The organism is Billgrantia desiderata (assembly GCF_900108215.1).
Lineage (GTDB): Bacteria > Pseudomonadota > Gammaproteobacteria > Pseudomonadales > Halomonadaceae > Halomonas > Halomonas desiderata.
This window is the reverse complement of sequence record NZ_FNVC01000022.1, coordinates 22,144-35,699: the sequence shown is the minus strand read 5'-3', so window position 1 is coordinate 35,699 and position 13,556 is coordinate 22,144. Positions and strand designations below refer to the sequence as shown.

14 protein-coding genes are annotated in these 13,556 nt (G+C 58.6%); all 14 read left to right on the top strand.

Annotated features, from left to right (window positions below; genetic code table 11):
• Positions 1-702, top strand: a complete 702-nt coding sequence (locus tag C4S71_RS17245) for a TIGR03747 family integrating conjugative element membrane protein (protein WP_103970009.1) — start codon at positions 1-3, stop codon at positions 700-702.
• A 221-nt stretch (positions 703-923) separates the two neighbouring features.
• Positions 924-1,247 (top strand): integrative conjugative element protein, RAQPRD family, encoded by a 324-nt coding sequence (locus C4S71_RS17240; RefSeq protein WP_103970008.1) that lies wholly within the window; start codon positions 924-926, stop codon positions 1,245-1,247.
• Complete coding sequence (locus C4S71_RS17235; protein ID WP_103970007.1) at positions 1,247-1,480, top strand: TIGR03758 family integrating conjugative element protein; 234 nt, start codon at positions 1,247-1,249, stop codon at positions 1,478-1,480. Before C4S71_RS17240 ends, C4S71_RS17235 begins: the two co-directional genes overlap by 1 nt.
• Positions 1,481-1,495: 15 nt before the next feature.
• A complete protein-coding gene (locus tag C4S71_RS17230; protein ID WP_146064621.1) occupies positions 1,496-1,891 on the top strand; it encodes a DUF2976 domain-containing protein in 396 nt (131 codons plus the stop codon).
• A 15-nt stretch (positions 1,892-1,906) separates the two neighbouring features.
• Positions 1,907-2,275: a TIGR03750 family conjugal transfer protein gene (locus tag C4S71_RS17225; RefSeq protein WP_103970005.1), complete on the top strand. Its 369-nt coding sequence runs from the start codon at positions 1,907-1,909 to the stop codon at positions 2,273-2,275.
• The gene (locus C4S71_RS17220; protein ID WP_103970004.1) at positions 2,276-2,920 is read left to right on the top strand and encodes a PFL_4703 family integrating conjugative element protein; all 645 of its coding nucleotides are present in this window, start codon (positions 2,276-2,278) and stop codon (positions 2,918-2,920) included.
• Positions 2,917-3,762: a TIGR03749 family integrating conjugative element protein gene (locus C4S71_RS17215; protein WP_103970003.1), complete on the top strand. Its 846-nt coding sequence runs from the start codon at positions 2,917-2,919 to the stop codon at positions 3,760-3,762. Before C4S71_RS17220 ends, C4S71_RS17215 begins: the two co-directional genes overlap by 4 nt.
• On the top strand, positions 3,762-5,189 hold the full coding sequence (locus C4S71_RS17210; RefSeq protein ID WP_103970002.1) for a TIGR03752 family integrating conjugative element protein: 1,428 nt from the start codon (positions 3,762-3,764) through the stop codon (positions 5,187-5,189). The genes C4S71_RS17215 and C4S71_RS17210 overlap by 1 nt, the downstream gene beginning before the upstream one ends.
• Positions 5,152-5,610, top strand: a complete 459-nt coding sequence (locus C4S71_RS17205; RefSeq protein WP_103970001.1) for a TIGR03751 family conjugal transfer lipoprotein — start codon at positions 5,152-5,154, stop codon at positions 5,608-5,610. The genes C4S71_RS17210 and C4S71_RS17205 overlap by 38 nt, the downstream gene beginning before the upstream one ends.
• Positions 5,610-8,513 (top strand): conjugative transfer ATPase, encoded by a 2,904-nt coding sequence (locus tag C4S71_RS17200; protein WP_103970000.1) that lies wholly within the window; start codon positions 5,610-5,612, stop codon positions 8,511-8,513. Before C4S71_RS17205 ends, C4S71_RS17200 begins: the two co-directional genes overlap by 1 nt.
• Positions 8,510-9,112 carry a PH domain-containing protein gene (locus tag C4S71_RS17195; protein WP_103969999.1) on the top strand — a complete coding sequence of 201 codons (603 nt, stop codon included), beginning with the start codon at positions 8,510-8,512 and terminating at the stop codon, positions 9,110-9,112. Before C4S71_RS17200 ends, C4S71_RS17195 begins: the two co-directional genes overlap by 4 nt.
• Positions 9,096-9,515, top strand: coding sequence for a helix-turn-helix domain-containing protein (locus C4S71_RS17190; RefSeq protein WP_200825319.1), 420 nt, complete (start codon positions 9,096-9,098; stop codon positions 9,513-9,515). The genes C4S71_RS17195 and C4S71_RS17190 overlap by 17 nt, the downstream gene beginning before the upstream one ends.
• 54 nt (positions 9,516-9,569) lie before the next feature.
• Complete coding sequence (locus C4S71_RS17185) at positions 9,570-12,587, top strand: HsdM family class I SAM-dependent methyltransferase (RefSeq protein ID WP_103969998.1); 3,018 nt, start codon at positions 9,570-9,572, stop codon at positions 12,585-12,587.
• Positions 12,584-13,297 (top strand): hypothetical protein, encoded by a 714-nt coding sequence (locus C4S71_RS17180; RefSeq protein ID WP_200825318.1) that lies wholly within the window; start codon positions 12,584-12,586, stop codon positions 13,295-13,297. The genes C4S71_RS17185 and C4S71_RS17180 overlap by 4 nt, the downstream gene beginning before the upstream one ends.
• The last annotated feature ends 259 nt before the right edge of the window (positions 13,298-13,556 follow it).

The following is a 13,556-nucleotide window of genomic DNA, read 5'->3' as shown; positions in this document are numbered from 1 at the left end:
ATGGCGAAAGCGGAAGCGCAGCGCACCCATCGGCGTCGCAGCAGCCTCTTCGGTAAAGCCCTGGGCTGGCCGTTTCAGTTGCTCGCGATCCTGCTTGTTTCGCTGGTTTGCTCGATCATCATCGAGTGGTTCGGCATGTACTGGGGATGGTGGTCGCAGCCGGGGGCAGAGCATGCGCGAGTGACGATGGAGCGCGAGATGGGCTGGCTTGATACCGAGTTCAACCGCTCGCTGCTGATCGCCGAGCCCATCGAGATGGCTACCATGGTGGTTGGCACGGCTTATGACTGGCTGTTCGTGCGCACTGGGATCGCCGGTTGGATCGAAGGCGGCGATGCTGGGAGGGGGGGGTGGGCTGTGACCGTGAGAGAGTATCTCGCCGCGGCGGTCTTCGTCACGCTGATGACGCTGACGCGGGTGGTCATCCTGCTGCTGACCTCGCCTCTGTTCGCCTTGGCGGCCCTGGTCGGCTTCGTCGATGGTCTCGTACGTCGCGATCTCAGGAGATTCGGCGCGGGCCGCGAGTCAGCATTTATCTACCACCATGCCAAGCGCGCCGTGGCGCCGGTGTTCGTTGTGGGCTGGATCCTCTATCTCAGTGTCCCGTTCGCGGTGCACCCTAATGTTTTCTTATTGCCGAACGCACTGTTGTTTGGGCTGATGGTGTCGGTCGCCACGGGCAGTTTCAAGAAGTACCTATAGCATCGGAAGTCCCCTCGGTGGATTCCACTGCTACCATTCTTGAGGCCCTCTCGGGCCTTATTTCATTCGGCGATCCGTTGCCACTGGCAACGGATCGACTCTCCGCGAAAACCCTCTCCACTGCGCTTAACGTTTACGGCTGCCCGCAGCGGCTTGATCTCGGATGATCGGCGCATCCGAACCAACCGTGGAGTGATCGAGTGATCCCGAGTTGCCTGTCGATGAGTCGTGCCGTTGTCGCCCTGGGGGCTGGTGTCTTCGGCGTAGTGCTGATTGGGCAGGCGATGGCTCACGACGAGATTCAGCGGCGCGACCTGGCTGTGATCCAGCAGCAGCTGGAGCAGATCCATGTGGTGGTTGATCGCCTCGAAGCGCGTCAGGCGAACCACACCCCGCAAACGACGAGCGTCTATCTCGACATCCGGCAGCTGCGCGCGGATCTCGACCGGATCAGTGAGGGCATCGATCTCTTCCTGGAACCTGTGCGCCTGCCGCCTCGCGAGCCGTTGCCGCTCGATGGCGATTATTTGAGGAGGACACGCTGATGGACGCGTTCGATGCTGCAGCGGGCAGTGGTGTTTCAGCGGCGGGAATCGCTTGGCTGATCGGAGGCTTCGGCTTCGGCATCGTGCTCGTCTGGACCGGGTGGGTGCTGCTGTCCGCCTATCGAGGTTGGGCGAGTGAAAACCGAGGCGTGGATGACAACGTCTTCTTGAACACCGTAATACACACCCTGCTCATTACCATCCTAATGAGCTGGATTCTTGGCTACAGATAAGCGTGGAGCGCAACAATGCAAGCTATCTATCGTTTTCTCACATCTGACCCACGAGGTATGCGTATCTCGATTGCCATCATGCTGCTCCTGCTATTGGTGGGCGGTGTGCCGGAATCCTGGGCACAGCAGCTGCCCAATGTGGGGGGAACCCTGACCAACAATAACGACTTGGTGGGTGGTAGCGCCGGCTTGGGGAACTGGGCGATGCGAATTGCCGCGCTCGCTGTGGGGGCCGTGGCCTTTATCGTGGTATCGATGCAAGTCTTGGCGGCATACCGCATCGCACGTGAGCGTGAAAACTGGGGAGGATTCCTGGCTCCGTGTGTCATCGGCGTCGTGATCCTAATCGCCATCATCTGGGTGCTTACGCTGGTCTGGCAAATTGACCTTTCCACCGCGACGACCACCTGACGGGAAGCCTTCTTCATGCCGACGATCGAATTCGTGCCCCGCCGTCTGCAAGAACCGCCCGTAGTATTTCGCGGCATGACTTCGGAGGAACTGAGGTACGTGATCATTGCCGGAGCGCTGCTTGGCGCAGTGCCGGGTGTTGTGGCTGCTTGGTTCCTTGGTTTCGCTACCATTCCCACCCTGGCTGTTGGTGGGGGGATGGTGAGCCTGCTCTTTGGTGGGTCTGTTATACAACCACTGCGCCGTGGCCGAAGCGTGCGCTGGCTGTATCAATGGGTGGAGTGGAAGCTGGCCCGGGCAGGGCTCATGTATCACGGGCAGTACATCACCGAGTCAGGGGCTTACCGCATCACCGGACGTGACCGCAGGGGGGGGAGAGCGTAGATGAGCCATACCCGCAATGCGCTGGCGGCCAAAGACTCGCACATCCTGACCCTGCGCGCCGTAATCGCTGTCTTGGTACTGATATGCGCGGGCCTATGGTACGGCTGGCAGTCGGCGCCGGAGCGGCTAACGATCCACAACCCGCCCGATCTGCGTACCGGCAGTACCCGCGCCTGGTGGGAGGTGCCGCCCCCGACCGCGTACGCCTTCGGCCTTTACGTATGGACACAGCTCAATCGCTGGCCGCGCAACGGCGAAGCCGACTACCCCCGAAATCTTCATGCGTATCAGGCCCTGTTGACAGAGAGCTGCAGGGCGGAGCTGCAGGCCGACGCCCAGCGCCGCGAGCGTGCCGGCGAGCTGCGCAATCGCTCGCGCGGGATCTACGAGATCCCAGGGCGGGGTTATAGCCGAGATGCCGTCACGATCGAGAGCCGTGATAGCTGGATAGTGCGACTTGATATGGGTATTGAGGAGCGCTATGCCGGGGAACCGGTACGCGACCTCTATATACGCTATCCGCTACGAGTTGTGCGGATGGACGTGGATCCGGAATACAACCCTTGGGGGCTCCAGCTCGACTGTTTCGAAGGCCAGCCTCAACGGCTACAGCTGCCCAATCAAGTATCTGGGGAGGGCCGATGAAACGGATCACCGCCGTCGTTGGAGTAATGCTGCTCTGCCTGCTGTCTCCGCTGGCGGCTTGGGCGCTGGAGATCATGGAGTGGGATCGCCGACCGCTTGCGATCGCCTTGCCGGTGGGCACCGAGCGGGTGGTGCAGATCGACCGCAATGTACGGGTCGGACTGCCCGCGCCGATCGCTAGCGTCGACGTGCTGCGGGTACAGAGCACCGGCGGCATGCTCTATCTACTTGCTCATGATGCGTTCGATGTCCAGCGGGTACAGCTGCAGGATGTCGAGTCCGGCGAAATCCTGCTCGTCGATCTCAGCGCGAGCGATGACGCCAGCGACGAGGATATCCGCATCGTCGACGCCCCGCCGCGCTTGGCGACAAGCGGAGGGAGGGCCGGAGTGGCTAGCGCACCGGCGAGCGCTGAGGCTCAGCACCCAGTGCCGGGTGCGCCGGTACCGGTAGCGCTCGTCAGACACGCCGCACAGTCACTCTACTCGCCGCTCCGTGCGATCGAGTCGTTGCCGGGAGTGCGGCGTACGCCGATGCAACTGCCAGAGACCTTACCGAACTTGATCAACACTCTACCGTTGCGTGCGGAGCCCATTGGCGCATGGACCCTCGACGGGCACACGGTCACTGCCGTGAGATTGGTCAACACCGATGTCCGTGGCTGGGAACTCGACCCGCGCTACATCCAGTGCGACTGCTACTCCGCCACGTTCATGCATCAGACATTGGGGCCGCGCGGCAGCGCCGAGGATACGACCACGGTGTTTCTCGTGACCCAGGGCGGCAGACTGCGTAGCGCCCTGTTGTTGCCACTGGCAACGGATGCTGGGGAGGGTGGGTAGTGAAAGGTAACCTTTTGCTCAAGCTCCTGGTCCCATTGATCGTGATTGTCGCCATGGTGTTGACGATCCGAGGATGCAGCAGCGGCCCGGAGCCGTACACCGCTCAGGATGTCGAGAATGCAGATCCAACCCTGATCCTCACCGACGACGATATTGAGGTGCTTGGCATCGAGGGAGACACCCCCGCCGATACGCTCGCGACCCTGGTCGGTGAGATGCGCATGATGCGCCGCGAGAACGACGATCTGCGGCAACAGCTCGCCGACATCCAGGCGCGTGAGATTTCAGTGGACGCACGAATCGAGGAGGCGGTGAGGGAGTATTCCTCGGATCGCGTCGATGCAGGTGTGCTCGAGACCGTGCGCCGCGAAATCGATCAAGTGCGGCAAATGGTGCGCGCGCCAGGGCCGGCGTCGAACGATAATCGCGGCGATCAGGATCTGCCAATAGGACTGGGGCTCGGTGACGATATTCCATTAGGAGTGCAGTCGCCGCCAGCGGAGCTTTCATGGGTCGAGCCGATAGATGCTCGGGAAGTCCCCCGTGGCGGTACCGCCCGCGATGAGATCAAGTTCCCGCGTGCGTTCGGCGAAGCAGTGACCGGCGCGGCGCGCAGCACTGGCGAAGCGCTCTCGCGCACTGGGACTAGTGTCGAGCGGGGCCTGACCGGGCAGCCTGACACCTCGACACTCGAGCCGCGCTATACCGTGCCGGAAAACTCCATGCTGGTCGGCTCGCTGGCGATGAATCCACTGATTGGGCGGATTCCCGTCGACGGTACTGTCAATGATCCCTACCAGTTCCGCGTGTTAATTGGACGCGAGAACCTGATGGCGAACGGCATCGAGCTGCCCGAGTTGCATAGTGCGATCGCCAGGGGCACCGCCACTGGCGACTGGACGCTGAGCTGTGTCAGGGGGCAGATCCACTCTCTCACCTTCATTTTTGACGATGGTACCGTGCGCACCGTGCCCTCTCCCGGCGATGTCGATGGTGGCGGGGGCCGTGGCGGCAATAGCACGGTTCTGGGCGAAATCGCCGACGCCCACGGCGTGCCATGTGTCAGCGGTGAGCGTACCAGCAATGCTGCGCAGTACCTTGGCACGCAGTCGCTGCTGACCGCCGCCGGGGCGGGGGTGGCGACGCTGCTGAGCGATGGGAACTCGGTATCAACGGTCAACCCGGATGGCACGGTCTCGAGCGCAATGACCGGCAGCCAGGCGGCGCAGTCGATCCTGGCCGGTGGTGTCAGCGACATGAGCCGTTGGGTAAACCGGCTGTATGGGGAGGCGTTTGCGGCGATCGTCACGCCGCCGGGGCAAGAAGTGATCGTCAACATCGATCATGAACTGCACATCGACTACGACACCGCAGGAAGGAGGGTCCGCTATGATCAGCGCGATTTGTTCATCAATCCTATGCCGTAGTGTTCTTGCCGTGGCTGTCATCACTCTGGTGGCGGGCTGCGCAACGAACAAGGATCGGCTGTTCGATCACGGTGGTGGGCCCACAGTCGCCGAGCTATGGCGACAAGGTCCTAGCGGCCGCGGTGCTGATGATACGACACATCGCGGGCTGCTCGACCGGCGCAGCGAATTGCGCCGCGGCATCGGCGATGGCGCGCTGGTCGATGAGCGCATCCGCTACACGCGGGAGGCGGCAAACGAGATCAACAGCCAGTTCCGCCGGCTCCCCAATCCCGACCTAGTGATGTACGTCTATCCGCACCTCGCCGGTGGCACCGAGCAGGTGCCAATCCCGGGTTACAGCACGGTGTTCCCGCTGTACTCGCGCACTCCCTACGCGATGCCCGGAGAGACGGCTCGCCCATGGCGCCAGGAGGACTGATGGGCACCTTCGATCGATTCCTGGAGTCGCTGTTTCCGACGGGACAGCAGAGTAGGCCAACGCCCACAGAGCCGTCTGCCTTCCAGTCCTCTAGTGGCCTGCTCACCGATGAAAGCGGACGACCCTTGACGTTGCCTCGCGGCAAGCCGATCACGCGAGCGGCACTGAAGAAAGCGTATAAGCGCCGCCCCTCGTTCGTGGACCGGCTGCCCTGGCTCGAGTATCTGCCCGAGAGCAAGACCTTCCTGCTGGAGGATGGTGTGTCCGTCGGCATCGTGGCGGAAGTGACGCCGATCGCAACGGAGGGACGTGAGGAAGCGGATCTCGACGAGATCCGCGACGTCATCGAGGGCGCACTGCAGGACAGCCTCCCCGAATACGACCGCAATCCGTGGGTACTGCAGCTCTACTGCACCGATTCCACCGACCCGCGTGAAGAGATCGAGCGCTTGCGCGCGTATCCCAAGCCAGAGCTCGCCGATACGCCCTATACGCAACATTGGCTCGACATGATGGAACAGCACTTGCGTTCCATCGGCAAGCCTGAAGGGCTCTTTTCCGACAACACCGTGACGCAGACCGTATGGCGCGGTCAGCGCCGGCGGGTGCGCCTGGTGCTCTACCGCTGGCTGAGTGCGGGCAAGAAGGGCCAGATCGATCGTGATGGCCTTACCCCGGAAGCGGCGATCAATCATGTCTATGAGCGGCTGACGACAGCATTGGCCGGTACCGGCCTGACGTTCCAGCGCTACGATGCCCGCGATTTCCACCGTTGGATGGTCCCCCGTTTCAATCCGAGACCTGAGTTCTCACCTGCCGATCCGCAGCGCTTCTACGACGCGTTCGACTACCCGGGTGACGATGACCGCCTGCCCCAGTACGACCTAGCGCAAGGGCTGCTCGCTAGCAGTCCGCGTGTCGATGTCGACAATGGGTTGTGGTACTTCGACGGGCTACCGCATACCGTGCTAGCCGTCGAGGAGATGCGCCGAGCGCCGAGCATCGGGCACCTCACTGGCGAAGTGTCGCGCGCCGGCGGCACGAGCCGCAACGCCCTTATGGATTTGCTGCCTGAAGGGGTGGAGGTGTGTCTGACGCTCGTAGTTACGCCGCAAGAGCCGCTGGAGGCCCGTATCGACGACCTGCGCAAGAGTGCTCAGGGTGACAGTGTGCTGGCGGACCGGGTGAGGAAGGACTGCAAGAAAGCTCGAGAATATCTCGGTGATGATCACAAGCTTTACCAATCGTCCCTGGTGTTTCTCGTGCGGGGTAATGACGAACGCGACCTGCAGTCACGACTGCTGAAGCTCACAACGCATTTGACGAACGCTCAGCTCAAGCCCGTACGCCCCGAAGATGCTGTGGCAGCACACAATGCCTATCTGCTGTGGCAGCCCATGGCATATGACCCCGATCTGGACAGGAAGGGGTATCACCGGCAGATGAATTTCGTCCAGCACTTCGCCAATCTGGCCCCATTCTGGGGGCGCGCGCGAGGCACCGGAAACCCAGGGTGGAGCTATTTCAACCGTGGCGGTGAGGGGTTCCACTTTGACCCTCTCAACAAGCTCGATCGCACACAGAATGCGCATTTGCTGATGTTCGGGCCGACCGGCGCCGGGAAATCAGCGACGCTCAATGATGCGCTGATGCAGCAGATGGCGATGTACAAACCCCGCCTGGTGGTGATCGAAAAAGGAAACTCCTTTGGGCTGCTGGGACAGCACTTCGAACGCCAGGGACTGTCCGTCAACCGGGTCCGGCTGACGCCAGGGGCTGGAACGACACTGCCACCGTTCGCCCAAGCGCATCGGTACCTGGAAGAAGAAGGTTTGGTCACCGCGAACGAGTGGGCTCTGGATACCGCCGAGATTGCCCGCGAGCTCGACACACCGGCGCCGCTTGAGGAGGAAGATGACACGGACCGTCCAGAGGGCGATGACGAGAAACGCGACCTGCTGAAAGAGATGCTGACCGCCGCACGGCTGATGATTACCGGAGGCGAGCCGAAAGAGGAGGAGGTGTTTCGGCGGTCGGATATCTCGCTCGTCACCACCGCGATCACCAGGGCGGCGCTGGCGACATATAAGGCCGGGCGCCAGTGCCTGACAGGGGATGTTCGTGACGAGCTGTATGCGCTTTCTCGCGATGAGGATCTGCCGCCCGCAGCCCGGCAGCGGGCCTACGATATGGGCGGCGCACTGGACGTATTCTGTCACGGGTTCGATGGCGAGGTTTTCAACAGTAAGGGGGAGGCTTGGCCGGAGTGCGATGTCACGATCATCGACCTGGCTCACTTCTCGGAAGAGGGCTACGAAGCGCAGCTAGCTCTGTCCGTGATCGGAGTGACCAACACGGTCATCAATATTGCCGAGCGGGATCAGATGTCCGGCCGCCCCATCATCCTCTGCCTGGACGAAGCCCACCTGATGATGGCCAACATCCTGCTGAGCCCCTATTTCGTCAAGGTTGCCAAGATGGGCCGCAAGTTGGGGCTATGGCTGTGGTTGGCCACACAGAACCTCGAGGACTACCCCGACGCCGCGGCCAAGGTGCTCAACATGATTGAGTGGTGGATCTGTCTCAACATGCCGCCTGACGAAGTGGCCCAGGTCGCTCGCTTCAAGACGCTCTCGCCGGCGCAGCGGCAACTGATGCTCTCTGCGGTCAAGAGTCCAGGGCAATATACCGAAGGGGTCGTGCTTGCGAAGAAGGTCGAAGCGCTGTTCCGCATCGTGCCACCGAGTCTCGCGTTGTCACTCGCCGGCACCGAGCCGCACGAGAAGGAAGAACGCCGCCAGGTGATGTCTGAGCTGGGCATCAGCGAATACGACGCCGCGGTTGAAATCGCTCGGCGGATGGATGAGAAGCGTGGCATTATCGCGCAGCGGGAGGCGGCATGACTGACTCCCGCCTCCCCGAGATGCCCGCGCCGGCGGATGACGAACGCCATCTGGTCACGCTGCGGCCGTCCGCGCGGGCGGCAATTCCCGTTCTTGGCGTCGTTGTGATTCTGGCCGTGATCGCTACGGTGGCAGTGTTGGCGTACCGTTACGAGATCCATGCCGTGATGCAGGTGGTGGATGAAGTGCTGAGTTGGGTGGGGCCCGAGCACGATACCCCATGGATAGCGATCTTGCTCACTGGCATCTGGGTCGGCGCTTTGCTGCATCCGTCGATCCGGCTGCTCGAGCTCAAGACCACCAGCTATACCTTCACATCTCAGCGGCTGCGCTATGCACGCGGCATTCTCCATCGCCGGCGAGATCAACTAGAGCTGGCCAGGATCCGCGACTTATCGACGTCGCGTCCCCTCCTTCAGCGCATGCTGGGGATTGGCACTCTGACGCTGGACACCGTGGATCGCACACACCCTAAGTTCGTCATCGAGGCCCAGCGCGATGTCTATGCGCTCAAGGAGTGGATCCACAGGCTCAACGTCCAGGAGCGTGAGCGACTGGGATACCGGGAGTTCGAGGGGACCCATGGGCCTATCAACTGAAGACGTGGGAAATGAACGGCCACTCCTGTGCGGCATTATCGCTAACGGCTTTATGTACATAAAATTATGTGCTATCAATACATTAATCTATGTGGTGTACAGGTGCGCCCGGGTGCTTTATGCAGATTTTCTAAAAGAGATTGAAAAAGCAGGGTTGAGTGTCCGGGCCTTCGCGGAGCTTATCGGAATGAATCCGAATTCGATCTCGAATTACGCGCGTATCGGCGAACTTCCTACGCACCTGGCCCTAATCGCCGTCTTGATCGCTGGAATCAGTGAAATGGGTGGCGACTACCGTAGCATGATGTCGAAAGTCGAAATCGTGCCGAAGAAGCCGCGTGGCGGTGCGCGTCGAGGGCATTTCGGTGGAGGTCGGCAAACTAATTTGGATTTGGATATATGATATTTTGCGGCATCCGGGTTCCATGTGTCTCCCACCAAGGCGGGAGCAAGTTCGATGGCTGATTTAGCAGGCATCATTACAGAGTTTGGGGGCGATCCTGCAGGGCTTCGTCTTTTGGATAGTAATGATCCTGATCTGCTGCCCTATGCAACACTCCTAACTACGCGCCGGACTGGGAGCGACCCGTTGGGCAGCGTAAGCGCCGTTTATGAATGGCAAGGTGCCCCACTGGTTTTCCTTGTCGATGCTGATACCCTTCAGGATGATAACCACCTCCATAAAATTAGAAGGTTGCTCGCCATGCGAGGTGACGCTCCGTACCTAGGGGTTGTCGGGCCGGGCCGTTTGGAGGTTTATCGGATCGCGCTCGACCGCAAGTCACCACAACAGGCCCGGGTTGATTGGGGAAATGATCAGAATGGTCGAGCAGCTGCCTTTGCACGCCTCGGTAATGTTCGTCCTGAAGCGGCAATCAGTCAGAGAAACTGGATTTCCAATGTTGTTCTGAACCTGCTCACAGGTTCGATTACGCGGTTAATAGTTAGTTCTAATGTCACAGACGAGGATGCCATATCGCTCGTTGGGCGTGCTCTTTTCACGCGATTTTTAGCAGACCGTGAACTGCTACCTGCGGCGCTGTCTAGCATTGAGGGAGGGGCTGGCCTCTTTGATAACCAAGAAATAGCAAAGAAAACATCTACATGGCTGGATGAAACCTTCAATGGAGATTTGCTGCCGCTTTCTGACGAAATTTTCGCAAAACTCCCAGATCATGCTTATCAAACTCTTGGCGATGTACTACGGCGCGCGCCAGACAGTCAGCTTTTTCTCGGTTGGAAAGAAAAGTGGGATAATCTTGATTTTGCGCATATTCCAGTTGGCGTTCTAAGCCAGGCGTATGAGCTTTATCTGCGTAGCCACGCGCCACTCCGCCAGCGGCGAGAAGGGGGGTTTTATACTCCCCGTCCGATAGCTGATCTCATGGTGAGAGCGTCATTCCGAGCCCTGGAACGGCAGGATTTAAGCCACAAGGCCAAGGTGCTTGATCCGGCGGCGGGCGCGGGAGTCTTCTTGCTAACGGCATTTCGTGAACTGGTCGCTGAGCATTGGCGTATAGAAGGAAAACGGCCTGATACGAATGCTCTTCGGTCCATCCTTTATGAGCAAATCGTTGGCTTCGATATCAATGAAACCGCTCTACGTTTTGCTGCATTGGGCTTGTACCTCATATCCATTGAGCTAGATCCGAATCCGCAACCAGTTGATAAATTGCGGTTCAAAGATCTGCGTGGGAAGGTGCTTCACCGCATCGGCACAGGTGGCGAAGAAGAGGGCGCTGAACTTGGAAGCCTGGGGCCGCTGGTAGGGGACGAGCACATCGCTCGTTATGATCTTGTGATCGGCAACCCCCCGTGGTCAAGCGGAACCGGACTGCCCGACTGGCACCTCGTTCGCAAAACAATTGCTCGGATAGCAGCGAAGAGGAATATATCCATAGTATCTCCCCCGTTACCAAACGAAGGCCTTGATCTGCCTTTTGTGTGGCGAGCCATGGAGTGGGCAAAAGCCGATGGGCAAATAGCCTTTGCGCTTCATGCCAGGCTGTTATTTTTGCAGGGCGACGGGATGGGCGATGCTCGCCAGGCACTATTCGAGGCGCTTGACGTCACTTCTGTCATCAATGGTGTGGAGTTGCGCCAGACGAAGGTCTGGCCAGAGATCACCGCTCCCTTTTGTATTTTATTTGCTAAAAATCGAATACCGGGGCCAAGTGCTGGTTTCCGCCTCATCAGCCCTAGGATTGAGGCGTCTCTCAATGAGGCCGGTGCGATGCGGATTGATGCGCTCAATGCGGAAGTGATCCCATCAAAGCAATTTGCCCATACTCCCGAGATTCTGAAGGTTCTTTTTCGCGGTACAAAAGCTGACTTAGGTATTCTCGAACGGTTGCGAAATCACGGCTATCCTACATTGGAAGCATTTTGGCGTGAGGCAATCGGAACTACCTCTAGTGGTCAACTCAGTGGTAGCGGAAACGGTTACCAGAAGCTACGCCCCAGTAGCACGATTCGCCGGAAAGGGGATGGTATGCCAGGCGTAGACGCATATCCGCTCTACGGTCTTCCGGAAATCACAGCGACGACGTTTAGCCGTGTAAGCATTAAGCATGAACGCTTGACCCCTTTTATGCAGGAACGTGTACACCGTCTCCGCTCCCAGGAAATTTATTCTGGCCCACTTGTTATTGTGCACGAGGCGCCTCCCGTGACTACTGGACGCATTGGGGTTGCAATTTCAGAAGCGGACGTAGTATTTAACCAGAGTTTTTATGGATACAGTCCGCGTGGATTTTCCGACGCTCATCTGTTCGTGCGCTATCTTGCTCTTGTTTTTGGAAGCAAGTTGGCCATGTGGATTGCTCTTGTCACAAGCGGGCGGTTCGGGATCGAACGTGAAGTTGTTGAGAAAGCGACATTGGATCGGATGCCACTTCCTGACTTCAGGAAGTTTTCTGTATCCCAGAAGGCTGAGATAAAGGCAATTTTCGAGAAATTAAGCCAAGGAAAAATATCTTGGAATGAAGTGGATGAATGGGTCTTGGAGCTCTATGGTCTTGGACAGCGAGACCAGCAAGTTATTGCCGATACACTTCATTTCAGTCTCCCGTTTGCGCATAACAGGCGGGAGGCTCAGGCCACTCCTTCAGAAGAGGAACAGATTCGCTTCTGCGAGGCTTTAGAAGCAGAACTATCTCCTTGGTGTGAACGGTTCGGATCCAAATTTAACGTACAGCGACTTGATCAGCCAATCATATCCCCTTGGTATGGTATTGAGATCCGCGCAAGCCGACCAAACGACGATATGTCGGTAGACGCGAGCGATTGGGTGGGATTACTGCGTGCTGCCGATGATGCGGCGGCGTCAGAGATAATTCTCCGTAGCGGTGCTGATACTTTGCTCATTGGACGTCTCGCGCAACGACGGTACTGGAGTGAAACGCAGGCGCGGCTGCTTGCTCAGCGCATCATTTGGTCTCACGTCGATCTATTCGAGAGGTCGTCGATCGCATGAGGCCTACTGCAATCCGCCCACGTCCAGACCAGATAGCTGAATTAACGCGCGGTCTTCATCTGCCGCTGCCCGAAGTGTCGAGTGTACATCTCGAAATCATTGCGGAAGGTCTGATCCGAGCGTTCAGCGGCATTTGCCTAGAAGCGCAGGCGACCGTTGCATCGGGCAGTGAGGCAGAGGTCACAGCGCTGATGGTATCACGCTTAAACGCAATGATTGAGTATGAACCTCTCTGGGGGCAACTTGTTCTGTGTGTGGCGCGCGGCCAGGAAAGCTTGAGCTTTGATGGATCTCATCTAGAAAAACGGCCAGATCTCTCTATCATCCTTTCCAACCAAAATCGAGGCTTTCCTCTTATAGCGGAGGCCAAGATTATAGATGCTGCCACGTCCAAGACGGAGGTTCTCTATTGCGACAATGGTATCCGCCGTTTTGTGGAAGGTGAATATGCTTGGGGCAACCGAGAAGCGTTCATGATTGCTTATGTTCGGGATGGCTCTTCGATAAGCGGAAAGCTAGTACCCTTCCTGTCCAATGCGATGACTAAAGCGCCACCAGACTATTGCATCGAGGAGCTTCCGGTAACAATTGGAGCGGGAGAAGCTGATATGGCAATTTCCCGCCATGAACGTCCCTTCACCTATCTGAACTCTTCGGCATTGGCAGACGGGCCGGGGCCGATTTCTGTATGGCATCTGTGGCTTGCTTAAGTCCATTCAGACTAACTGAATTCTAACAACGCCAGGGAAACCCTTAGCGTTGTTGGATTTCCATTGTGTAATTTACGAGTCAAGCTTTTAGTTATGCCGTGTCCAATATAAAGGGTGATAGCCCACCGATGGCGATGAGAGGCGGTCCTCAACCGCCAAGAAACAATGCGCTCCCAAGCTGGTGCGACCGAACTGCTGGTAGCAATAAGGAAAGCCCGCCGAAGCGGGCTTTTTGAGTATGAAGCTGCTTTTGCTCTTT